The sequence below is a fragment of the Mesorhizobium sp. P160927 genome, from assembly GCF_057766385.1.
Genome location: NZ_JBYMDW010000001.1, coordinates 3,763,609 through 3,783,914, shown reverse-complemented (window position 1 = coordinate 3,783,914; position 20,306 = coordinate 3,763,609). Strand labels below are relative to the sequence as shown.

The 20,306-nt window shown below is 62.1% G+C and carries 24 protein-coding genes and 1 pseudogene; 15 read left to right on the top strand and 10 right to left on the bottom strand.

Annotated features, from left to right (window positions below):
* Positions 1-84 precede the first annotated feature (84 nt).
* Positions 85-405: a DUF1476 domain-containing protein gene (locus tag AC3CB8_RS18350; protein WP_015318134.1), complete on the bottom strand. Its 321-nt coding sequence runs from the start codon at positions 403-405 to the stop codon at positions 85-87.
* 275 nt (positions 406-680) lie between these two features.
* Here AC3CB8_RS18350 and purC point away from each other — a divergent pair, with 275 nt between their 5' ends.
* From purC to AC3CB8_RS18320, 6 genes and pseudogenes are all read left to right on the top strand, one after another.
* Complete coding sequence (gene purC / locus AC3CB8_RS18345) at positions 681-1,475, top strand: phosphoribosylaminoimidazolesuccinocarboxamide synthase (protein WP_013532127.1); 795 nt, start codon at positions 681-683, stop codon at positions 1,473-1,475.
* Positions 1,476-1,517: 42 nt separating this feature from the next.
* Positions 1,518-1,760 (top strand): phosphoribosylformylglycinamidine synthase subunit PurS, encoded by a 243-nt coding sequence (gene purS / locus AC3CB8_RS18340; protein WP_352563183.1) that lies wholly within the window; start codon positions 1,518-1,520, stop codon positions 1,758-1,760.
* A gap of 209 nt (positions 1,761-1,969) precedes the next feature.
* Positions 1,970-2,638, top strand: coding sequence for a phosphoribosylformylglycinamidine synthase subunit PurQ (gene purQ / locus AC3CB8_RS18335; RefSeq protein WP_015318137.1), 669 nt, complete (start codon positions 1,970-1,972; stop codon positions 2,636-2,638).
* A 64-nt stretch (positions 2,639-2,702) separates the two neighbouring features.
* Positions 2,703-3,368, top strand: a complete 666-nt coding sequence (locus tag AC3CB8_RS18330) for a glutathione S-transferase family protein (RefSeq protein ID WP_488377333.1) — start codon at positions 2,703-2,705, stop codon at positions 3,366-3,368.
* The gene (locus AC3CB8_RS18325) at positions 3,365-3,772 is read left to right on the top strand and encodes a hypothetical protein (protein ID WP_023773174.1); all 408 of its coding nucleotides are present in this window, start codon (positions 3,365-3,367) and stop codon (positions 3,770-3,772) included. The genes AC3CB8_RS18330 and AC3CB8_RS18325 overlap by 4 nt, the downstream gene beginning before the upstream one ends.
* Before the next feature lie 7 nt (positions 3,773-3,779).
* Positions 3,780-4,452: pseudogene (locus AC3CB8_RS18320) on the top strand (Pr6Pr family membrane protein).
* An 8-nt stretch (positions 4,453-4,460) separates the two neighbouring features.
* Here the strand turns inward: AC3CB8_RS18320 and AC3CB8_RS18315 are convergent.
* Positions 4,461-4,712, bottom strand: a complete 252-nt coding sequence (locus tag AC3CB8_RS18315; protein WP_352563131.1) for a DUF1127 domain-containing protein — start codon at positions 4,710-4,712, stop codon at positions 4,461-4,463.
* Positions 4,713-4,806: 94 nt separating this feature from the next.
* Between AC3CB8_RS18315 and AC3CB8_RS18310 the strand changes: the two genes are divergently transcribed.
* Entirely contained in the window at positions 4,807-6,216 is a 1,410-nt protein-coding gene (locus AC3CB8_RS18310) for an aminotransferase-like domain-containing protein (RefSeq protein WP_352563130.1), read from the top strand.
* Positions 6,217-6,294: 78 nt separating this feature from the next.
* On the opposite strand, the gene AC3CB8_RS18305 is transcribed toward AC3CB8_RS18310, so the two are convergent.
* Positions 6,295-6,459 carry a hypothetical protein gene (locus AC3CB8_RS18305; protein WP_015318143.1) on the bottom strand — a complete coding sequence of 55 codons (165 nt, stop codon included), beginning with the start codon at positions 6,457-6,459 and terminating at the stop codon, positions 6,295-6,297.
* Between the two features lie 246 nt (positions 6,460-6,705).
* Here AC3CB8_RS18305 and purL point away from each other — a divergent pair, with 246 nt between their 5' ends.
* The 5 genes from purL (at position 6,706) to AC3CB8_RS18280 (ending at position 11,808) form a co-directional block, all read left to right on the top strand.
* Positions 6,706-8,937: a phosphoribosylformylglycinamidine synthase subunit PurL gene (gene purL / locus AC3CB8_RS18300; protein WP_352563129.1), complete on the top strand. Its 2,232-nt coding sequence runs from the start codon at positions 6,706-6,708 to the stop codon at positions 8,935-8,937.
* 7 nt (positions 8,938-8,944) lie between these two features.
* On the top strand, positions 8,945-9,532 hold the full coding sequence (locus AC3CB8_RS18295) for a hypothetical protein (RefSeq protein WP_352563128.1): 588 nt from the start codon (positions 8,945-8,947) through the stop codon (positions 9,530-9,532).
* Between the two features lie 122 nt (positions 9,533-9,654).
* Complete coding sequence (locus tag AC3CB8_RS18290; protein ID WP_015318146.1) at positions 9,655-9,888, top strand: BolA/IbaG family iron-sulfur metabolism protein; 234 nt, start codon at positions 9,655-9,657, stop codon at positions 9,886-9,888.
* Between the two features lie 151 nt (positions 9,889-10,039).
* On the top strand, positions 10,040-10,375 hold the full coding sequence (gene grxD, locus AC3CB8_RS18285; protein ID WP_013895877.1) for a Grx4 family monothiol glutaredoxin: 336 nt from the start codon (positions 10,040-10,042) through the stop codon (positions 10,373-10,375).
* 146 nt (positions 10,376-10,521) lie between these two features.
* The gene (locus AC3CB8_RS18280; protein WP_023773179.1) at positions 10,522-11,808 is read left to right on the top strand and encodes a multidrug effflux MFS transporter; all 1,287 of its coding nucleotides are present in this window, start codon (positions 10,522-10,524) and stop codon (positions 11,806-11,808) included.
* Between the two features lie 17 nt (positions 11,809-11,825).
* On the opposite strand, the gene AC3CB8_RS18275 is transcribed toward AC3CB8_RS18280, so the two are convergent.
* The 4 genes from AC3CB8_RS18275 to rpsD form a co-directional block, all read right to left on the bottom strand.
* Positions 11,826-12,233 carry a hypothetical protein gene (locus AC3CB8_RS18275; RefSeq protein WP_352563182.1) on the bottom strand — a complete coding sequence of 136 codons (408 nt, stop codon included), beginning with the start codon at positions 12,231-12,233 and terminating at the stop codon, positions 11,826-11,828.
* Positions 12,234-12,295: 62 nt separating this feature from the next.
* The gene (locus AC3CB8_RS18270) at positions 12,296-13,123 is read right to left on the bottom strand and encodes an inositol monophosphatase family protein (RefSeq protein ID WP_023773181.1); all 828 of its coding nucleotides are present in this window, start codon (positions 13,121-13,123) and stop codon (positions 12,296-12,298) included.
* Entirely contained in the window at positions 13,113-14,000 is an 888-nt protein-coding gene (gene ttcA / locus AC3CB8_RS18265; protein WP_352551722.1) for a tRNA 2-thiocytidine(32) synthetase TtcA, read from the bottom strand. Before ttcA ends, AC3CB8_RS18270 begins: the two co-directional genes overlap by 11 nt.
* Positions 14,001-14,148: 148 nt before the next feature.
* Entirely contained in the window at positions 14,149-14,766 is a 618-nt protein-coding gene (gene rpsD / locus AC3CB8_RS18260) for a 30S ribosomal protein S4 (protein WP_023773182.1), read from the bottom strand.
* Positions 14,767-15,140: 374 nt separating this feature from the next.
* On the opposite strand from rpsD, the gene AC3CB8_RS18255 reads away from it, so the two are divergent.
* On the top strand, positions 15,141-15,335 hold the full coding sequence (locus AC3CB8_RS18255) for a hypothetical protein (protein WP_352563126.1): 195 nt from the start codon (positions 15,141-15,143) through the stop codon (positions 15,333-15,335).
* 84 nt (positions 15,336-15,419) lie between these two features.
* On the opposite strand, the gene AC3CB8_RS18250 is transcribed toward AC3CB8_RS18255, so the two are convergent.
* Positions 15,420-15,602: a DUF3008 family protein gene (locus AC3CB8_RS18250; RefSeq protein ID WP_015318153.1), complete on the bottom strand. Its 183-nt coding sequence runs from the start codon at positions 15,600-15,602 to the stop codon at positions 15,420-15,422.
* Positions 15,603-15,761: 159 nt separating this feature from the next.
* Here AC3CB8_RS18250 and AC3CB8_RS18245 point away from each other — a divergent pair, with 159 nt between their 5' ends.
* On the top strand, positions 15,762-17,144 hold the full coding sequence (locus AC3CB8_RS18245) for an RNB domain-containing ribonuclease (RefSeq protein WP_352563125.1): 1,383 nt from the start codon (positions 15,762-15,764) through the stop codon (positions 17,142-17,144).
* Here the strand turns inward: AC3CB8_RS18245 and murI are convergent.
* Together murI and AC3CB8_RS18235 are read right to left on the bottom strand one after the other, a co-directional pair.
* Positions 17,088-17,957: a glutamate racemase gene (gene murI, locus AC3CB8_RS18240; RefSeq protein ID WP_352563124.1), complete on the bottom strand. Its 870-nt coding sequence runs from the start codon at positions 17,955-17,957 to the stop codon at positions 17,088-17,090. The two genes, AC3CB8_RS18245 and murI, sit on opposite strands and share 57 nt — an antisense overlap.
* Positions 17,950-18,867, bottom strand: coding sequence for an RNA methyltransferase (locus tag AC3CB8_RS18235; protein WP_352563123.1), 918 nt, complete (start codon positions 18,865-18,867; stop codon positions 17,950-17,952). The genes murI and AC3CB8_RS18235 overlap by 8 nt, the downstream gene beginning before the upstream one ends.
* A gap of 211 nt (positions 18,868-19,078) precedes the next feature.
* Between AC3CB8_RS18235 and AC3CB8_RS18230 the strand changes: the two genes are divergently transcribed.
* Positions 19,079-20,290, top strand: coding sequence for an NADP-dependent isocitrate dehydrogenase (locus AC3CB8_RS18230; RefSeq protein WP_352563122.1), 1,212 nt, complete (start codon positions 19,079-19,081; stop codon positions 20,288-20,290).
* Positions 20,291-20,306: the final 16 nt, after the last annotated feature.

The following is a 20,306-nucleotide window of genomic DNA, read 5'->3' as shown; positions in this document are numbered from 1 at the left end:
CAGTTTCAGCCGGAAACCGCCGCAAAGGCAAAGAAAAACCGCCCGGATCGGCCGGGCGGTTCATTGGTCCAGATAAGGGCCGGATCAGGTGTTCTTGATCTGCTCGATCGCCTGCGCCATCATTTCGTCCATGGTGCGGCGGATCTGGTGATCGGACTGCTCGACGCCGGCGGCATCGAAATCCTTGCGGATCTTGCGGAACACGTCGTGGTCGCCGGCTTCCTCGATGTCGGAAACAACGACTTCCTTGGCGTAGGCGTCGGCATCGGCGCCGGATTTTCCGAGCTTTTCGGCGGCCCACAGACCAAGCGCCTTGTTCCGCCGCGCCGAAGCCTTGAACCGAAGCTCCTCGTCGAATGCGAATTTGCGTTCGAAGCCCTCTTCGCGGTCTTTCATGCTGCTCATGGCGTCCCTCCGGGTCAAATCCGATTCGTTGGCAATGGATATGTGTGTTGCCGAAGCACAAACCAAAAGGTCGCGGGCCGGTCAATATGCTTCGTCATATGCTGCGCTGCGGCATTTCAGTCCCGAAAGCGGTTGATTGGAAGGAATTGCCGATTGAGCAAACGGTGTGATTGGGATAGACCCGGCATTGAACGTCACCGTCGCCGCATTAGTTCAGGCGGACGGACAGGAAGTGGTCGCTTGCCGCCTGCCCGCAAATCCAGAGAAAAATTCAAATGAAAAATCGCCGCCGCATTTATGAAGGCAAGGCCAAGATCCTCTATGAAGGTCCCGAGCCGGGCACGCTGATCCAATTCTTCAAGGATGACGCAACCGCGTTCAACAAGAAGAAGCACGAGGTCATCGACGGCAAGGGTGTGCTCAACAACCGCATTTCCGAATACATCTTCAACCATTTGAACCGCATGGGCATCCCGACCCACTTCATCCGCCGGCTCAACATGCGCGAGCAGCTGATCAAGGAAGTCGAGATCATCCCGCTCGAGGTGGTGGTGCGCAATGTCGCCGCCGGTTCGCTATCCAAGCGCCTCGGCATCGAGGAAGGCACCGTCCTGCCGCGTTCGATCATCGAATTCTACTACAAGGCCGACGCGCTCGACGATCCGATGGTTTCGGAAGAACACATCACGGCGTTCGGCTGGGCAAGCCCGCAGGAGATCGACGATGTCATGGCGCTGGCCATCCGCGTCAACGATTTCCTCTCGGGCCTGTTCATGGGGGTCGGCATCCAGCTCGTCGACTTCAAGATCGAGTGCGGTCGCCTGTTCGAGGGCGACATGATGCGCATCGTCGTGGCCGACGAGATTTCGCCGGATTCCTGCCGCCTGTGGGATGTGGCGACGCAGGATAAGCTCGATAAGGACCGTTTCCGCCGCGACATGGGCGGCCTCGTCGAGGCCTATCAGGAAGTCGCCCGCCGCCTCGGTATCATGAACGAGAACGAGCCGCCGCGTCCCACCGGTCCGGTGCTTGTCGCCTCGACCGACGGCCTCAAAGGCAAGCCGCACTGACAGCGGCTTGCGCCCCAACTTCATAACAGGAGCATGTCCAGCGTGATCAAGGCCCGCATTACCGTCACCCTCAAGAATGGTGTGCTCGACCCGCAGGGCAAGGCGATCGAACACGCGCTGTCGGGGCTGGGCTTCGATGGCGTCGGCGCGGTACGGCAGGGCAAGGTGTTTGACGTCGAACTGGCGGAAAGCGACAAGGCCAAGGCCGAGGCCGACCTGAAAGCCATGTGCGACAAGCTGCTGGCGAACACGGTGATTGAGAATTATAGTGTGATGCTTACCTGAGGTTGTGCCGGAGGCAGTATGCCCGAAGTCACCGATGAGTTGATGTTCCGAGATGAAACGGGAATTGAATGTGATGCGGGTCACTTGGTGGCAACGCAAAGTCCATAACATCATGGCATTCTCACCCGCCAGGTTGATCGACTTGAACGCATAGAACGCCGTCTCGGCCCGCGCGAGCTTGCCGAAGCACAAAGGCCTTACGAACCAAAATGAAATCAGCTGTCGTCCTTCTCCCTGGCCTCAACCGCGACCGCGACATGATCGCGGCGCTGACCAAGATTTCCGGACAGGCGCCGGCAACCGTCTGGCAGACCGACACCGAAATTCCCGATGTCGACCTGATCGCCATCCCCGGCGGCTTTTCCTTCGGCGACTATCTGCGCTGCGGCGCGATCGCGGCACGCATGCCGGTCATGCGGGCGGTCGCCGAAAAGGCTGCGAAGGGCGTCATGGTCATCGGCGTCTGCAACGGTTTCCAGATTCTCGTCGAGGCCGGTCTGCTGCCAGGTGCGCTGATGCGCAACACCTCGCTGAAATTCGTCTGCCGGCAGGTCAAGCTCGAGATCGCCAACGCCAACACCATGTTCACGCGTCGCTACCAGCCGGGCCAGATCATCCGCTCACCGGTGGCGCATCACGACGGGAATTACTTTGCCGACGCCGACACACTTGCCCGTCTCGAAGGCGAAGGCCAGGTGGTGTTCCGCTATGCCGAAGGCACCAATCCCAACGGCTCGATCAACGACATTGCCGGCATCGTCAACGAACAAGGCAATGTGCTCGGCCTGATGCCGCATCCCGAGAATCTGATAGAAGCAGCTCATGGCGGCAATGACGGCAGAGCGCTGTTCGAAGGCGCCTTGGGCATTGCCGCTTGAAGTTTGCGACCGCAAACTTAAGAATTGCGGCAATTCAAGGTCATAGCGTGAGGGAGAGACGGTCATGAAACTCTATTCGCGGCCGTTGTCGCCCTACTCGTCGATCGTGCGGGCGCTGGCCTATATCAAGGATGTGCCGATCAAGATCATCGCGCCGCCGCCCGGTTTTCCGATCCCCGAGGCGTTTCGCGCCATCTCGCCAATGAACCGGATTCCGGTTCTGATCACCGGCTCGGGCGAAACGATCGTCGAATCGGTGGTCATCGCCGAATACCTCGAGGAACGGTTTCCCGAACCGGCGCTGTTGCCGTCCGATTCGAAGGACCGCGCGCTGGTGCGCATGTTTGCCCGCATCGTCGATCTCGACGTGCTCACACCGACGATGAAGCTTTTCGAACTGCATTTCGTGCCGAAGCGCAACACTGCCGAGATCGACGCCCAATTCGTCCGTCTACACCATGGGCTGGCCGCCATCGAGGCACGCATGGCGCAAGGCCCCTTCGCGCTCGGCAGCGACATCAGTTTCGCCGATGCCTGGCTGACGCCGACGCGGTTCATCTTCAACAATTGCCGAGCCATGACCGGCCGCCACGACCTGCTCGACGCCTATCCCAAATTCGATGCCTATGAGCAGATCGCCTCGCAGCATCCGGCATTGTCCAGGGTGTGGGGCGAGATGACCGACGGCCTGAAAAACTTTCTGTCCGAACTCGAAATGGGTGCCGCTTGATCAAGAACAGGACGATCGCCCTGATCGCCGTGTCAGGCTTTGCCTTGGCATCTTGTCAATCGAGCCCCAAGATTACCCCCGTGCCGTCGGGCAAGAGCGCCGCGCTGCTGTCCATGGAACAGGTGGCGATATCGGCCCACAAATGCTGGATCGCCAGCAAGGATCCGGCCTTCAAGCAATATCAGATGGCCAATGAGCTGAACTCGTTCAGCGGCACGCCGCGCTTCCTTCTGGTGCCGGCCAAGCACTATGGCGGCAAACCGTTGCTGGTCGTGCAGGCACAGGGCAATTCAAGCCGTGTCGACGTCTTCGGACCGTTGATGAACGACCCGCTTGGCGCACGCATCAGCTCTGATATCGCGCGCTGGCAGGCGGGCAATCCGGCCTGCGCGGCCACCGCCTGAGCCAGCCATGGGCCGGTTCCTGCAGATCGCGGGATTGGCTGTTGGCCTGATAGCGCTCGCTTTGCAGTTCTCGATCACCATTCCGGCTTCGATGTAAGCGGGCTGCGGCGTGCTCGGCTCAATCGTGTTCTATTTCAGCTCCTTCGCCATTCTGACCAACATTGGCGCCGTGCTGGTGCACGCCTCGCTGTTGTCGTCCAGCTTCCATGCATGGCTGCCGGCCTTTGCCGGACCGCGGATGCGCGCGGGCGTCGCGGCTTCGATCACCCTGTCTTCATTGTCTATGCCACGGTTCTGGCGCGGCTCTGGCAGCCGCAAGGCCTGTTCCTGCTCTGCGACGTCCTGCTGCACTACGTGACGCCGGTGCTGTTCGTGCTGTGGTGGCTGATATCGGGCGTCGATGGCAGGACGCGATGGAGCGACATCTCCTGGTGGGTGCTCTATCCCATCGCCTATCTGGCCCATCGCCTATCTGGCCCATCGCCTATCTGGCCTATGCGCTGATGCGCGCGTCGCTGGCGGGCGAAATGCCCTACCCCTTCCTCGATGTCACCAGGAACGGCGTTGAGAGCGTCGCCGTGGCCGCGCTCGCCATAACCCTACTTTTCCTGGTGATATGCGTCGTCGCCGTTTTCGTCGACCATGCGATCGGGCGCCTCGGGAGCGAAGACGCCCGATAGATTGGCCACTATTCCCAGAGCGGCTTGATGCCTTCGCGGTGAGCGTCGCAGCGTGAGATGCCGATGTCCTTGAGTTGATCGTCGGTCATCTCCAGCAGCGCCAGCCGGCCGCGCCGGCGCTCAAGCAGATGGTCGATCCATTTCGCCAGCGAGCTGACCACTTGTACAACCCGGCCGGCGAAGCCGCGCTGCCCGGAGGGGCGAGCAGGCTGGCCGAGCAATTGGGTTCCGGAGCGGCGAAATGTTTCGATTGTATTCATTTTCTTTCTGCCCAAATGTCAATTGCACCCTTGGTTTGGTGCGCTACTGATATGTATTGACTCCCAAAACGGTGCAATATAGAAAATTGTCACCATGACAAATTGGATTCCAGATCTCACCGGTTCAGGACCGCTGTATCAGCGTCTCGCGGATTCCATCGAGACCGATATCGACCGAGGAGTGATCGGCGCGGGGGCGAAGCTGCCGCCGCAGCGCGACCTTGCCTACGACATCGGCGCCACGGTCGGCACTGTCGGGCGGGCGTATCAATTGCTGCGCGAGCGCGGTCTCGTCAGCGGCGAAGTCGGACGCGGTACCTATGTGCTCAGTCAAAACATCGGGGTTACGAAGCCGGAAGCGCCCGACACAAGCGTGGAGGGCACGCGCTATGTCGATGCCCCCAAGGGCAAGTTGCGGTTCGACAGCACGGCCGCACCTGATATTGGCCAGGGCGCCGTTGTAGCCGACGTCCTGTCGCGCACCGCACAGGACCATCCGCATGAGATTTCAAGTTACACGCGCGACTTCCCGGATCGCTGGTACGAAGCCGGCGCCCGGTGGCTGTCCCGGAATGCCTTCCGGCCAACGATTGATACAATCGTCCCCACCCTTGGTACCCATGCCGCGGTGATGGCGGCGATCGCGGCCCTGACCACGCCCGGCGACTACGTCGCCTTCGAGCACCTCACCTACTCCCAGATTTCCCGCAGCGCCGGCCTGATCGGCCGGCGCACCGCGCTGGTGGCATCGGACGATGAGGGCCTCGACCCGGCGGATTTCGAACGTGTCTGCGCGCAAAAGCACCCCAAGATGATCTTTCTGATACCGACGGCGCAGAATCCGACCTTGGTGACCTTGTCGTCGGCGCGACGCGAGGCGATCGCGCGTGTCGCCCGTGATTACAACGTCATCCTGATCGAGGATGACCTCTACGGGCATTTGACCGACGACCCGACACCGCTGCTTGCCGAATTTGCGCCCGAACGCACCATCATCGCCGGCGGCCTGTCGAAATCGGTCGCCGCCGGACTGCGTGGCGGCTGGCTCTCCTGCCCGCCCGCCTATCGCCATCGCATCCGGGTCGCCCACAAAATGATGACGGGCGGCATGCCATTCCTGTTGGCGGAGGTGAATGCCCGGCTTGTGCTTTCCGGTCAGGCCAGCGAAATCCGCAAGCGCAGCATCGCTGAGATCAGCGCCCGCATGTCCATAGTGCGAGAAAGTTTGGCGGGCTTCTCATTCAAATCGCACGACAAAGTGCCGTTCGTCTGGCTCACCCTGCCCGACCCATGGCTTTCCGGTACGTTCAAGAATGCCTGCCTGGGGCATGGCGTGCTGATCGACGATGAGGATGAGTTCAAGGCGGGGCGCTCGGAGCGGGTTTTCCATGGGGTTCGCTTCGGCGTCTCGCAGCCGAACCGGCGCGAGGATATTGCCGGCGGCGTCGGCGTGATCAGGCGGCTGCTGGATGAGGGCCGCGCGGGCTACGACAGTTTTTCCTGAACCGTTCGCGGCCACGCTTCCCTGCTTGCCTCGAGACGCCGCCGTGTGAAACCGGGACTTGTCGGAACCGGACCCGGATCAGCCTTCGGCCTTGAAGTTCTTGGCTTCCTTCTCGGCTTTTTCCTTGCCGTGCTTCTCAGCCAATTCCTTGGCCTGCCGCGGCGAAACGTCGGTGGTCTCCGCGATATGGAGAGCTTCCTTGTCCGAGAGGCGATTGTCGTTCTTGCCTTGCTTGGTAGCCATGGTCTGTCTCCTCGGGTGATAGCGACCTAACGACCGGGGCATCAGAGCGTTCCCAATTTTGGTTTTGCGGGCAATTGAAAGCTGGGGGACGCCTATCGCTGTTCACCAAAAGGCCCGCCGCGGTCTGTCGCGGTCGTCACCCCTGTTGCTTTCTGCCTTTTTCCTCAGCCGACGGGTGTATCGGCCGCAAGGCTTGCGATAAGAGGAGACTCAAAATCCCCGCTCCATGGACATAAATCGCCGCCCATGACCATTTCCAATTCCGTCCCGATCACACCAGACCTCATCGCCTCGCATGGGCTGAAGCCGGACGAGTATCAGCGCATCCTCGATCTGGTCGGGCGCGAGCCGAGCTTCACCGAACTCGGCATCTTCTCGGCGATGTGGAACGAGCACTGCTCCTACAAATCCTCGAAGAAATGGCTGCGCACCTTGCCGACGACCGGACCGCAGGTCATCCAGGGCCCAGGCGAGAATGCCGGCGTGGTCGACATCGGTGACGGCGACTGCGTCGTCTTCAAGATGGAAAGCCACAACCACCCCTCCTTCATCGAACCCTATCAGGGTGCGGCGACCGGCGTCGGCGGCATCTTGCGCGACGTCTTCACCATGGGCGCGCGGCCGATCGCGGCGATGAACGCGCTGCGCTTTGGCGCGCCCGACCATCCCAAGACGAGGCATCTGGTCGCGGGCGTGGTTTCCGGCGTCGGCGGCTACGGCAATGCCTTCGGCGTGCCGACGGTCGGCGGCGAGGTCAATTTCGACGCCCGCTACAATGGCAACATCCTGGTCAACGCCTTTGCCGCGGGCCTTGCCAAGACCGATGCCATCTTCCTGTCCGAGGCAAAGGGCGTCGGCCTGCCGGTCGTCTATCTCGGCGCCAAGACCGGCCGCGATGGCGTCGGCGGCGCCACCATGGCCTCGGCCGAATTCGACGACAAGATCGACGAGAAGCGCCCGACCGTGCAGGTCGGCGATCCCTTCACCGAAAAATGCCTGCTGGAGGCCTCTCTCGAACTGATGGCTTCGGGCGCCGTTATCGCCATCCAGGACATGGGTGCTGCCGGCCTCACCTGTTCGGCGGTCGAAATGGGCGCCAAGGGCGACCTCGGCATCGAACTCGACCTCGACAAGGTGCCGGTGCGCGAGGAGCGCATGAGCGCCTACGAGATGATGCTGTCGGAAAGCCAGGAGCGCATGCTGATGGTGCTGCGCCCCGAAAAAGAGAAGGAAGCCCAGGCGATCTTCCACAAATGGGGCCTCGACTTCGCCATCGTCGGCAAGACCACCGACGATCTGCGCTTCCGCGTGCGGCACCAGGGGAACGAGGTCGCCAACCTGCCGATCAAGGATCTCGGTGACAAGGCTCCCGAATACGATCGCCCTTGGGTCGAGCCGAAGAAGCCGGCGCCGCTTGCCGCCAACGATATCCCGCGGGCCGACCTCGCCGATGCGCTGCTGAAGCTGCTTGGCGGACCAGACCTGTCTTCGCGCCGCTGGGTGTGGGAACAGTACGACACGCTGATCCAGGGCAATTCGCTGCAGCTTCCGGGCGGTGATGCCGGCGTGGTGCGGGTCGAGGGCCATCCGACCAAGGCGCTGGCCTTCTCCTCCGACGTGACGCCGCGCTATTGCGAGGCCGACCCCTATGAGGGCGGCAAGCAGGCGGTGGCCGAATGCTGGCGCAACTTGACCGCCACCGGCGCGCTGCCGCTCGCCGCCACCGACAATCTCAATTTCGGCAATCCCGAACGGCCTGAGATCATGGGCCAACTGGTCGGCGCGGTGAAAGGCATCGGCGACGCCTGCCGGGCGCTTGGTTTCCCGATCGTGTCGGGCAATGTCTCGCTCTACAACGAGACCAACGGCCAGGGCATCCTACCGACACCGACCATCGGCGGCGTCGGCCTGATATCAGACTGGTCGAAGATGGCGCGGATCGGTTTCGCCGCGGAGGGCCAGATGATCCTGCTGGTCGGCGCACCGGCTTCCTGGGGAACGCATCTTGGCCAGTCCGTCTATTTCAGGGATGTCCACGGCCGAACCGACGGCCCGCCGCCGCCGGTCGACCTCGAACACGAGAAGCGCGTCGGCGACCATGTACGCTCGTTGATCGCATCCGGCATCGTCACTGCCGCGCATGACGTCTCCGATGGCGGCATTGCGGTGGCGCTGGCCGAAATGGCGATGGCGTCGGGCGTCGGCGCGACTGTTCCAGGGCTTGTCGGTACCGATCCGATCCCGGTCTGGTTCGGCGAAGACCAGGGCCGCTATCTGCTGACGCTATCGATCGATCCGCATGGCGATGAATGGGACGCCATCCGCAAGCAGCAGGGCGAACTCGGCATTTTCGCGCCGTGGATCGGCTCGACGGGGGGCGCCGCGCTGAAGCTGGGCGATGCCAGGGCAATCCCTGTCAGCGACTTGACCGCCGCCCATGAAGGCTGGTTCCCGCGCTTCATGGATCAGGCCAATTGACCAGAGCATGATCCCGAAAAGTGGAACCCCGTTTTCTCGGACAAACGGAAAACCGTTTTGTCCAGAGATCCCGCTCAATCACAAGAAACTGGCCGTCCGGGCGCTGCTTGCAGTCGTATTCTGGCCGTCGCTGTTTTTCTTCTGGTGCCTCGGGCCATTCGTCTTCTTCCTGCTCTCGACGACATCGAGCGAGGTTTGTCCCAGGCTGGAAACGCGCGGAGAATTCCTCGCCGCGGCCAACGGCACGCTTCCGATGCTTGTCCTGCAGAACCTCATCTATGCGGTTCCGATCGTCTGCCTGGTGCTCTGGAATCGGCTTCTGCCGGACCAGGCGCGGACAAGACACGTCGTCACCTGCATCAAGCTTTTCGCCGTCTCGGCCGTCTTGGGGGCCTTGTGGGAGTACGGCTCTTCGCTTGTCTGCGATGGTTATGGCCAGCCGTTCTTCTCGCCTGCCTGGCGAATGACCAGCTATCTGCCGATCGCCAACATGGCGGTCAACATCCCGCTCTACGTGCTGGTCTTCAGCCTTGGCCGCGCCTTCTCGATGCGCGAGGATGAGCCGGCGCAGGGGCCGGGTGAAAGCATCGCCTGAACACCAGCAGAACGGACACTGGACAGAACCGCTTCAATCCGGATTGGAAAGGCTCTAGGCTTGCCCGACTCTCATCGCAGGGGCCGCCGCGCCGCCGCCCTCCCGAAACAGGAATTTCCGCAATGGCAATGGATGCCCACGACATCGAGAAACTGATCAAGGACGGCATACCGGATGCCCGTGTGACGATTCGCGACCTCGCCGGTGACGGCGACCACTACGCCGCTGAGGTCGTGGCCGAGAGCTTTCGCGGAAAAAGCCGCGTTCAGCAGCATCAGATGGTCTATGACGCGCTGAAGGGCAATATGGGCGGCGTGCTGCACGCGCTGGCGCTGCAGACCAGCGTTCCCGACTGAGGCATTTCCACCCGACACGCTTGGCCCAAAACCGCCCATTCTTTGCGCCATTCGGGTGATGGCACGGTTAAAGTCTTGTTTCGGGCAACCTATGGGTTTATTTGAGGGACATGTTTCGAGCCTGACTCCCACAGGCGTGAAAGGATATTCCATGAGCGGCATCAACGACTACATCGACAATGAAGTGAAGGGCAACGACGTCGTCCTTTTCATGAAGGGCACGCCCGGCTTCCCGCAATGCGGATTTTCTGGCCAGGTCGTCCAGATCCTCGACTATATCGGCGCCGACTACAAAGGCGTGAACGTTCTGGACTCCGCCGAACTGCGCCAGGGCATCAAGGACTATTCCAACTGGCCGACAATCCCGCAACTCTACGTCAAGGGCGAATTCGTCGGCGGCTGCGATATCATTCGCGAAATGTTCCAGGCCGGCGAGTTGCAGACCTTCCTGGTCGAGAAGGGCGTGAGCGTCAAAGGCGCCGCCTGACTTCCGTTCAGGCATGTCGATTTCGACATGCCCAGGCCACCGAGGCGGCCCCACCTCGGCAATTTTACAAGCCCGGATCCCGGGACCAAGACGAGCCAAATGCGCCGGCCCGCCGGCGCGTTTTCGTTTGAGAGATCGGACTTGCCGTGGACCAGCAGAAATCAGCGCCGCAAGGGGCAAGCACCTTGCCCCGGGCAGGCCAATTGCCGATTCCGCGCTGGGAGTTCATTGCGCTCTGCGCCGCGCTGATGGCGCTCAATTCGCTAGCCATCGACATCATGCTGCCGGCGCTGCAGCAGATCGGCGCTTCGCTCGGGGTCGAGAACGAAAATCATCGGCAATATGTTGTCACCGCCTACATACTGGGTTTCGGCGGCGGACAACTGTTCTTCGGGCCGATCTCGGACCGGTTCGGGCGCCGCTCGCCGCTTGTCGCCGGCCTGATTATCTATGTGGCGGCGGCCGCCGCGGCCGCCATCGCGCCGAGCTTCGAAACGCTCTTGATATGCCGCGCCGTGCAAGGCCTTGGCGCGGCAGCCACGCGCGTCATAGCGGTTTCGATCGTGCGTGATACATTCGACGGCCGGCGTATGGCCGAGGTCATGTCGCTGATCTTCATGGTGTTCATGGCGATCCCGGTCGTGGCTCCAGGCATCGGCCAGTTCATCATGCTATTCGCGACCTGGCATTGGATATTCGTCACCATGGCCGTCGGAGCTATGATTGTCTCGACATGGTCGCTGCTGCGCCTGCCCGAGACGCTGCATCCCGAATATCGCCGGCCACTGACGGTTTCATCCATCCTCGGCGGTTTCCGCATCGTTCTCACCAACCGCATCGCGCTCTGCTATGCCTTCGCCAGCACCTTCATCTTCGGCGCCATGTTCGGCTTCATTGCCTCGGCGCAGCAGATTTACGTCAACATCTTCGACGTCGGCGAGATGTTTCCCGTCATCTTCGCCGGTGTCGCGGGCGTACTCGCCTTCTCCAACTATCTGAACTCGCGCCTCGTCGGCCGCGTCGGCATGCGCCGCCTGTCGCAAAGCGCGCTACTGCTGTTTCTGGTGATCAGCCTGGCCTGGCTGGTGGTTTCACTGGAAACGAAGATGCCGCTCTGGCTGTTCATCACCTTCTTTGCCAGTGCCATGCTGCCGTTTGGCTGTCTTGGAGCCAATTTCAATGCGTTGGCCATGGAGCCGCTTGGCCAGTTGGCCGGCACGGCGTCGTCCATCCTGGGTTTCATGCAGACTTTTCTCGGCGGCATTCTCGGCACGCTGATCGGCCAGGCTTTCAACGGCACGGTGACGCCGCTGGCCGCCGGTTTCTGCAGCGTCTCGGTCGCCGCGCTGCTGATGATCCTGTTTGCCGAGCGCGGCAAGATGTTCCAGCCGCAGAACGCCCCCGTTTCAGGCCACGTCACCGACCTGCACTGATTTTCGTTTGCTGGTGGTCAGGATGCGCCTTCAAGCGCCGCCGTGAAGCGAGGAGAGAGCATCCGCCCCGCGATCGCTCTGCCCATGCCATCCGAAAAGGGCAACGGCAGAGCGTCGTCCAGCGCCTTGAGGATGGACGCCAGGAAGGCTCGGCTGAGCCGCGGATCGGCCCCCAGATCGGAATAGGTGGCGCGAGGCGTCCCGATCAGGGTGCCATTGCGACGAAGCGAGAACCGCATGGTCAATGACATGCCCGCGGTTCCGGGTGGCGGCGTCCAACAGGCATGGATAGCGTCCGACATCTCCTTGATGGTGTCGATGGGATCGTGACTGTGACAGGGGCGTTCTTGCGCGATTGCCGCGCAGGAGTTCGCAAACAGCACTCCGGCAAGAGCCGCCGCAAAAATTGCGAACCGAGGTTTCATCCGGGAGCCTCCGCCAAAACGCCCGGCTCGATCATACAACGGTTCAAGCCACAGGAATTGTCCTATTCCGCCCACAGCTCGCGGCGCAGTTCCTGCCAGCTGTCCTGGTCCGGCGCGACAAGGAGACCGCCATCGACATGCGAAGGCAGATAAGCGCTGCCGTCGATCCGAGCGGCATGGCCGCCGGCCTCCTGATGGATCAGCACGCCGGGCAGATGATCCCAGGGCATCAGCTTGTTGTAGACGACAAAATGCGCATGCCCGCTCGCCAGCAGGCGATATTCGTGAGCAGCGCAGCGGTAGGCGAACTGCGACAGTGCCTTGGTCTGGTTGCGCGCCAGGCGCGAGCGCTCCGGTTCGTCGAGATATTGCCAGGAGACCGCGCCGGTCATCCGCGAGATCGGCACGGGCGGCGCCACATGCACTTTCTCCAGGCTGCCATTGGAATGGCTGATATGGCTTCCGGCGCCCCTGGCGGCGATAAGCCAGTCCTTGCCCACCGGATCATGGATGATGCCCGCGACCGTCTCCCCCCTGACCACGACCGCCAGCATGACCCCAAACAGCGGCACGCCGGACGCGAAATTGAAGGTCCCGTCGACCGGGTCGACGGTGAACGCCAGTTCGGCCTCGCCCAAGCCGTCGAGCAGCGCCGGATCTTCGGAGCAGGCCTCCTCGCCCACCACCATGGCAGAGGGATAACGCTCGCGCAGCCTGGCGGTGATCAGCCGCTCGGCGTTGACATCGGCCTCCGTCACCAGGTCGGCGGCGGAAGTCTTCTGCCTGACGTCGCCGTCGCCCAGTCGGCGAAAGCGCGGCATGATTTCTGCTTGGGCTGCCTCGGCCAGAATGCCGGCCAGCCAGTCGATCGCGGTGTCGTCAAATGTCATCGGAAATGTCTTGCCTGATCGCGAGGGTTTCATTGAGGGCGGCGAAATCGAACAGCTTTCGGTCGAGCAAATGCGACGGCCTGGTGTTGGACAGAGCGCGAATCATGGTGTCCTTGCGGCCGGGCATGCGCTTTTCGATGTCCTCGAGCATCGCCTTCATGGCGTTGCGCTGCAGCCCTTCCTGGCTGCCGCAGAGATCGCAAGGGATGATCGGGAACCGCATCGCGGCAGCGAATTTCTCCAGATCGATTTCGGCACAGTAGCTCAGCGGCCGCAACACCATGACGTCGCCTTCGTCGTTGAGCAGTTTTGGCGGCATGGCGGCAAGCCGGCCGCCATGGAACAGGTTCATGAAGAAGGTTTCGAGGATGTCCTCGCGATGATGGCCGAGGACCAGGGCCGAGCAGCCTTCCTCGCGAGCGATCCTATAGAGATGGCCGCGCCGCAGCCGCGAGCAGAGCGAGCAATAGGTGCTGCCTTCAGGGAGCTTGTCGGTGACGACCGAATAGGTGTCCCGGTATTCGATGCGGTGCGCTATGCCGTTGGTGTGGAGATATTCGGGCAGGATATGCTTGGGGAAATTCGGCTGGCCCTGGTCGAGATTGCAGGCCAGCAACTCGACTGGCAGCATCCCGCGCCAATTGAGATCAAGCAACATGGCCAGCAGACCGTAGGAATCCTTGCCGCCCGATAGCGCGACCAGCCAGCGCTCGCCCGGCTTCACCATCGAAAAATCCTCGATCGCCTGGCGGGTCAGCCGCAGCAGTCGCTTGCGCAGCTTGTTGAACTCGACCGAGGACGGTACATCGGCGAACAGCGGGTGAGAGCCGCCTTCGGCGGCCGGTTCAAGTGTTTCGATGTCAGGCTGCATGTTCATGGCGCGACGCCCCGGATGTGACTTGCGCCCGGCTTAGCGCATTGTCCGGAAAATCGAAATTGATTTTAGCGACACACCGCAAAGCGGGTGCCCAAAACAAAAGGCCGCCTACGAGGGCGGCCTTCCGGTATCGCAAAAAAGCGTTCGCTTAGCGCGAGTAGAATTCGACGACCAGGTTCGGTTCCATCTGCACGGCGAACGGAACGTCCGCCAGGCCCGGGATGCGCGAGAAGGTCGCGACCATCTTGTTGTGATCGGCTTCGATGTAGTCCGGCACGTCGCGCTCGGCGAGGCCGACCGATTCAAGGACGATCACCAGCTGCTTCGACTTTTCGCGCACTTCGACGACATCGCCCGGCTTGCAGCGATACGAGCCGATGTTGACGCGCTTGCCGTTGACGTTGACGTGGCCGTGGTTGACGAACTGACGGGCGGCAAAAATGGTCGGCACGAACTTGGAGCGGTAGACGACCGCGTCGAGACGCGATTCGAGCAGGCCGATCAGGTTCTCCGAAGTGTCGCCCTTGCGGCGATCGGCCTCTTCATAGACCTTGCGGAACTGCTTTTCCGACACGTCGCCGTAGTGGCCCTTCAGCTTCTGCTTGGCACGGAGCTGCAGGCCGAAGTCGGAAAGCTTGCCCTTGCGGCGCTGGCCATGCTGGCCGGGGCCGTATTCACGCTTGTTGACCGGGGACTTAGGGCGGCCCCAGATATTTTCGCCGAGACGGCGGTCGATCTTGTATTTCGCGGATTCGCGCTTGCTCATCGCATTCCCTTTCAAAAACAACACACCCGGCACCTCATGGTCCGGGTGAAGGAAACGCGCCCTCCTCTGGCCTCCGTTTTCGAGACCTGACAGGGTTTTCCCACGCAACGCGGCGGAAAACCCACGGGACACGTCAGTTCAAACAGGATCGGAAACGATTGTCGTGACAGATCTTGCGTATACAAAACAAACACCGGACATCGCTGCCCGGCGTTGGCGGCTGGTTAAACCGAGATTTAACCGATGTCAAGCTTGTGAGTGGCGCGGCACAACGCAACCCTATAGCGTCCAAGGCGTTGATGCGATGCCGATGCGGCGGGAGGTTTTGCGCCAGCGGCACCAGGAAGGGACTGGAGCTAGAGGAGCTTAATTGCATGAAGAAGTTTTTCCTTACCCTGGCAGGCGCCGCGGTGCTTGCTGGGGCGATGGCGGTGGCGCCTGAGCCGGCCATGGCGCGTCATTGGCACGGCCACAAGCAGGTTTGCCGCGTCATCGTGAAGAAGCGTGTGGTGTGGCGGCATGGCCATCGCAGAGTGATCGTCGAGAGAGTACGGCGCTGCCGCTGGTAGGGATGTTCAACGCCACAATCTCGGGCCAGCGAACGTCGCTGGCCCTTTTTCATTCCAGGATAGTCTGGCTCGAAGCGCTCAATCCTAGGATTTTTTCTCCGGTAGTCCCTTGCGCTTCGTCTCGGCGAATTCCTCGAGCTGCTTTTCATTCATCGATTCATACATGCCCTTGGAGGCGCCCTTGAGTTCGCTTTTCTTGGTCTCGCCGCGTTTGGCGGAGAGTGCGGCGCCGGCGGCTTTCTGCTGGGCTTTCGAAGTGGCTGGCATGGCGGGTCTCCTTTGCTGTCAGGAGAAACGCCATGCTTCGGCAGCGGTTCCAGCGCCAGCGGCGCGGCTCCCGGTCCACTTGGTGCCAGTCCGAGGCCCCGCTCGGCGATTTTCGTCAGCATCCTTCCCGTGTCCGGAGCCCCAGTGTAGGACGGCTAAATGAAATCCCTGACCGATCCCTCACAGGTTCTCGCCACTGGACTGACGAAAATACGCGCCGAATTCCACGTGCCGGACGGATTTCCGGCTGATGTGCTTGCCGCGGCGGAGGCGGCGGCCATACGTGTGCCCAACCAGCATGCCGATCGGACTGATATGCCGTTCGTCACGCTCGATCCGGCTGCTTCCACCGATCTTGACCAGGCGTTCTCGATCGAGGCGAGCGGTGGCGATCTTCTGCTGCATTACGCCATCGCCGACGTGGCCTGGTTCGTCGAGGACGGCGACGCGATCGATCGCGAAGCCTGGACGCGGGGCGAGACGCTTTACTTGCCGGACGGCAAGGCCGGGCTCTACCCGCCGGTGATTGCCGAGGGCGCGGCAAGCCTGTTGCCGGATGGACCCCGTCCGGCTGTCATCTTCACGGTTCGGGTTGCGCAGGACGGCGCGACGAAGCTGGACGGCGCGGAGCGGGCAATCATTCAAAGCCGCGCGAAGCTCGCCTATGACAGGGTGAAGGCCTCGGATGTCCCGGCCGGCTTCGCCGAAATGGCGCGGCGCATGGCCGCGAACGAACAGCGCCGTGGGGCTTCCCGCGTCGACCCACCCGAGCAGGAGGTGGAAAGGCTCGCCGACGGCACATTCCGGCTTTCGTTCAGACCACTGCTGCAATCCGAGCAGGACAACGCCGCGCTTTCGCTGGCCGCCAACATGGCGATTGCCAATGCCATGCTTGCGCATCATACCGGCCTGTTTCGGGTGATGTCGGGGCCGGATTCCTTCAAGGTTCAAAGGCTGCGCAACGCCGCACAGGCTCTCGGATTGTCCTGGCCGGCTTCCGCCAACTTGAGGGACTATCAGCGAACCCTCGATCCGACCGATCCGCATCAGGCGGCGCTGATGCTGGAAATCCGCCATGCGAGCCCCGGCGCATCTTATCAACCGTATCAGGACGGCGTTGTCCCCTGGCATGAGGCGATGGCCGCGACCTATGCCCACGCAACGGCGCCTCTAAGGCGCCTTGGCGACCGCTATGTCGTTCGCTGTGCGCTGGCTATCGCCAACGGCCAGCCCGTGCCCCAGCCTGTCACCGAGGCGTTCGCCAGATTGCCGAAGGCGATGGGACGTGCGGATAGTCGCGCTTCGCAGATCAACCACGCGGCCATCGACCTTGCCGAGGCGGTAATGCTGGAGGGGCGCGAGGGCGAGACGTTCAAAGCCGTCGTCACCGACTTCGTCGACCATGGCATGCGCATTCAGCTTGCCGACATGGCTGTCGTTGCCACCGTGAAGGCCTCGGGGCTCAGACAGGGCGATGGTCTGACGCTAAGGCTGGTCCTGGCCGATCCGGATCAACGCAGCATCGTCTTCGAACCTGTTTGAGTGGCGGGCGGTTTTGCCACTGTCCAAGTGCACGGTCAGCCCGAACCCCTGCATCAGGCGGCTGACTGCAAAGTCCGCCTTGCCCGAGGTGAAAACCGCGATGTCAGGCTCGGTTTGCGGCAGCGCGCCATCGATGGGCGGCAGCAGCGAAAGGGCGCGCCGTGCGATCGCCTCGGCCGGATCGATCCAGTCGACCGGCCAGGGGGCGGTCTTGCGCATGCGATTGACCAGAAAGGGATAGTGCGTGCAGGCCAGCACGACGATGTCGGTGCGCCTGCCGTCCCGCTCGATGAAGCATGGCGCGATCTCGGCGCGCACGACCTCCTCGTCGACGAAGCCCTCGCGCATATAGGCTTCGGACAGGCCAGCCAGCCTGTCGCTGCCGACCAGGCGGACATGACATTTCTGCGCCCATTTGCTGATCAGGTCGCGCGTGTACTGGCGCTTCACCGTGCCCGGCGTCGCCAGCACCGAGACCAGCCCGGAGCGCGTGCGCTCGGCCGCCGGCTTGACCGCTGGCACCGTGCCGACGAAGGGATGGCCGGGAAATCTTTCGCGCAGCGCGTCGATCACCAGTGTCGAGGCGGTGTTGCAGGCGATAACTGATATAGCCGGCGCAAACCGGTCGAGCAGTTTGGCGAATAGGCCGAGTATATGCTCCTTTAGGGCCGGCTCCTCCCAGGCGCCAAAAGGAAAAGCGGCATCGTCGGCGACATAGATGAAGCGCCGGTCGGGCATCAGGACGCGTGCCTCGCGCAAAACGGTCAGACCGCCGACGCCGGAATCGAACATCAGGATCGGCTGGTCAGTCATTGTCGGTTCCCTTGCCGCCCAGCGGCGGCGTGTCCGTGTCGTCGCCAGCGTCCGGTGCCCGGCCAGCCGCCTCCGCCTTGCGGGCGCGCGCGGCGGCCGCGGGCAAACGCCTCGGGTCATCGCCAGGTGACCCATCGCCGCGCGGCATCGCCGGTGAGAACCGGTCGAGCGAAGAGATTATGCCGCGCAGCACCTTGAGCTCCGGTTCCGCAAAGCCTGCCCGCGTCAGCACGGCGCGCAGATTGTCGACCATTTTCGGCTTCTTCGGCGCCGGCCTGAAATATCCGCGCGCCTCGAGCGCGCCTTCGAGATAGGCGAACAGGCCGTGCAATTCTTCCTTGCTGGCCGGCTTCATGTCAGGGCCGGTAAAGTTCGTCCTGGTCTCGTCCTCCAGGCCCGACTTCATCCACTCGTAGGACATCAGCAAGGCCGCCTGGGCGATGTTGAGCGAGGAGAAATCAGGATCGACCGGGAAAGTGACGATCTCGTCGGCGAGGCCAACCTCGTCATTGTAGAGGCCGAAGCGCTCGCGACCGAACAGGATGCCGGTGCGCTGCCCCATTCCGTGACGGGCGCGCAGCATCCTGCCCGCTTCCACTGGGCCGCGCACGGATTTGAAGCCGTCGCGTTGCCTGGCGGTGGTGGCGAAGACGAAGTTCAGGTCGGCAAGTGCCGAGGCCAGATCGTCGAAAACCTTGACGGCATCGATGACGTGGTCGGCACGGCTGGCGGCGGCACGCGCCTTCTCGCTCGGCCAGCCATCGCGCGGATTGACCAGACGCAGTTCCGACAGTCCGAAATTGGCCATGGCGCGGGCGACCATGCCGATATTCTCGCCGAGCTGCGGCTCGACAAGGATGATCGCCGGGCCGGCGGCTGCGGTGCTATCGGGGTCTTTGGTGATGGGCATGGTTGTCAATGAACTGCTGTTTGCGGCATTTCAGCGTCCCCTGCCATATTCGGCCGCGAAAATGAAGCATTCGCAAATGACGGCGCCGTGGCCTCACATTCGTGACCGTCGCCGTTTGCGTGGCCAAAAGCGCTTTGATATACGGGCGGCATCCCCGGCCGACGCCACGCGGGCAAGGCCGTCCCATTCCCAGCAACGAGGCATTCTTTCCATGGCGAAGATCAAGGTGGCGAACCCGGTCGTCGAACTCGACGGCGACGAGATGACCCGCATCATCTGGCAGTTCATCAAGGACAAGCTGATCCACCCTTATCTCGACCTCAAGCTCGAATATTACGACCTGGGCGTCGAGCATCGCGACGCCACCAACGACCAGGTGACCATCGATTCGGCCAACGCCATCAAGAAATACGGTGTCGGCGTGAAATGCGCGACCATCACCCCCGACGAGCAGCGCGTCGAGGAATTCAAGCTGAAGAAGATGTGGAAATCGCCGAACGGCACCATCCGCAACATTTTGGGCGGCACCATCTTTCGCGAGCCGATCATCATGAAGAACGTGCCGCGCCTGGTGCCCGGCTGGACCAAGCCGATCATCGTCGGCCGCCACGCCTTCGGCGACCAGTATCGCGCCACTGATTTCCGCTTTCCCGGCAAGGGCAAGCTGACGATCAAGTTCGTCGGCCAGGACGGCCAGGTCATCGAGCACGACGTGTTCGACGCGCCCGGCGCCGGTGTCGCCATGGCCATGTACAATCTCGACGATTCCATCCGCGAATTCGCCCGGGCGTCGCTGAACTACGGCCTGCTGCGCAACTATCCGGTCTACCTGTCGACCAAGAACACCATCCTCAAGGCCTATGACGGCCGCTTCAAGGATATTTTCCAGGAAGTTTACGAGGCTGAATTCGAGGCCGAGTTCAAGTCGAAGAAGCTTTGGTACGAGCACCGCCTGATCGACGACATGGTGGCCTCGAGCCTGAAATGGTCGGGAGGCTATGTCTGGGCCTGCAAGAACTATGACGGCGACGTCCAGTCCGACACGGTGGCGCAAGGGTTCGGTTCGCTCGGCCTGATGACCTCGGTGCTGATGACGCCGGATGGCAAGACGGTGGAAGCCGAAGCCGCGCACGGCACCGTGACGCGCCACTATCGCCAGCATCAGAAGGGCGAGGAAACCTCGACCAATTCGATCGCGTCGATCTTCGCCTGGACGCGAGGCCTCGCGCACCGCGCCAAGCTCGACGACAACGTCGAACTGAAGCGTTTTTCCGAGACGCTGGAAAAGGTCTGCATCCAGACTGTCGAGAGCGGCTTCATGACCAAGGACCTGTCGCTCTTGATCGGCCCCGATCAGCCTTGGCTCTCGACCACCGGCTTCCTCGACAAGATCGACGAGAATTTGCAGAAAGCGATGGCCTAACCCACCTCGAGGACAA

Bases quoted from the DNA above. Each gene is read 5' to 3' on its own strand.
- AC3CB8_RS18350 (WP_015318134.1), bottom strand. From the start codon at position 405: ATGAGCAGCATGAAAGACCGCGAAGAGGGCTTCGAACGCAAATTCGCA.
- purC (WP_013532127.1), top strand. From the start codon at position 681: ATGAAAAATCGCCGCCGCATTTATGAAGGCAAGGCCAAGATCCTCTAT.
- purQ (WP_015318137.1), top strand. From the start codon at position 1,970: ATGAAATCAGCTGTCGTCCTTCTCCCTGGCCTCAACCGCGACCGCGAC.
- AC3CB8_RS18330 (WP_488377333.1), top strand. From the start codon at position 2,703: ATGAAACTCTATTCGCGGCCGTTGTCGCCCTACTCGTCGATCGTGCGG.
- AC3CB8_RS18315 (WP_352563131.1), bottom strand. From the start codon at position 4,712: ATGAATACAATCGAAACATTTCGCCGCTCCGGAACCCAATTGCTCGGC.
- AC3CB8_RS18310 (WP_352563130.1), top strand. From the start codon at position 4,807: ATGACAAATTGGATTCCAGATCTCACCGGTTCAGGACCGCTGTATCAG.
- AC3CB8_RS18305 (WP_015318143.1), bottom strand. From the start codon at position 6,459: ATGGCTACCAAGCAAGGCAAGAACGACAATCGCCTCTCGGACAAGGAA.
- purL (WP_352563129.1), top strand. From the start codon at position 6,706: ATGACCATTTCCAATTCCGTCCCGATCACACCAGACCTCATCGCCTCG.
- AC3CB8_RS18295 (WP_352563128.1), top strand. From the start codon at position 8,945: ATGATCCCGAAAAGTGGAACCCCGTTTTCTCGGACAAACGGAAAACCG.
- AC3CB8_RS18290 (WP_015318146.1), top strand. From the start codon at position 9,655: ATGGCAATGGATGCCCACGACATCGAGAAACTGATCAAGGACGGCATA.
- grxD (WP_013895877.1), top strand. From the start codon at position 10,040: ATGAGCGGCATCAACGACTACATCGACAATGAAGTGAAGGGCAACGAC.
- AC3CB8_RS18275 (WP_352563182.1), bottom strand. From the start codon at position 12,233: ATGAAACCTCGGTTCGCAATTTTTGCGGCGGCTCTTGCCGGAGTGCTG.
- AC3CB8_RS18270 (WP_023773181.1), bottom strand. From the start codon at position 13,123: ATGACATTTGACGACACCGCGATCGACTGGCTGGCCGGCATTCTGGCC.
- ttcA (WP_352551722.1), bottom strand. From the start codon at position 14,000: ATGAACATGCAGCCTGACATCGAAACACTTGAACCGGCCGCCGAAGGC.
- rpsD (WP_023773182.1), bottom strand. From the start codon at position 14,766: ATGAGCAAGCGCGAATCCGCGAAATACAAGATCGACCGCCGTCTCGGC.
- AC3CB8_RS18255 (WP_352563126.1), top strand. From the start codon at position 15,141: ATGAAGAAGTTTTTCCTTACCCTGGCAGGCGCCGCGGTGCTTGCTGGG.
- AC3CB8_RS18250 (WP_015318153.1), bottom strand. From the start codon at position 15,602: ATGCCAGCCACTTCGAAAGCCCAGCAGAAAGCCGCCGGCGCCGCACTC.
- AC3CB8_RS18245 (WP_352563125.1), top strand. From the start codon at position 15,762: ATGAAATCCCTGACCGATCCCTCACAGGTTCTCGCCACTGGACTGACG.
- murI (WP_352563124.1), bottom strand. From the start codon at position 17,957: ATGACTGACCAGCCGATCCTGATGTTCGATTCCGGCGTCGGCGGTCTG.
- AC3CB8_RS18235 (WP_352563123.1), bottom strand. From the start codon at position 18,867: ATGCCCATCACCAAAGACCCCGATAGCACCGCAGCCGCCGGCCCGGCG.
- AC3CB8_RS18230 (WP_352563122.1), top strand. From the start codon at position 19,079: ATGGCGAAGATCAAGGTGGCGAACCCGGTCGTCGAACTCGACGGCGAC.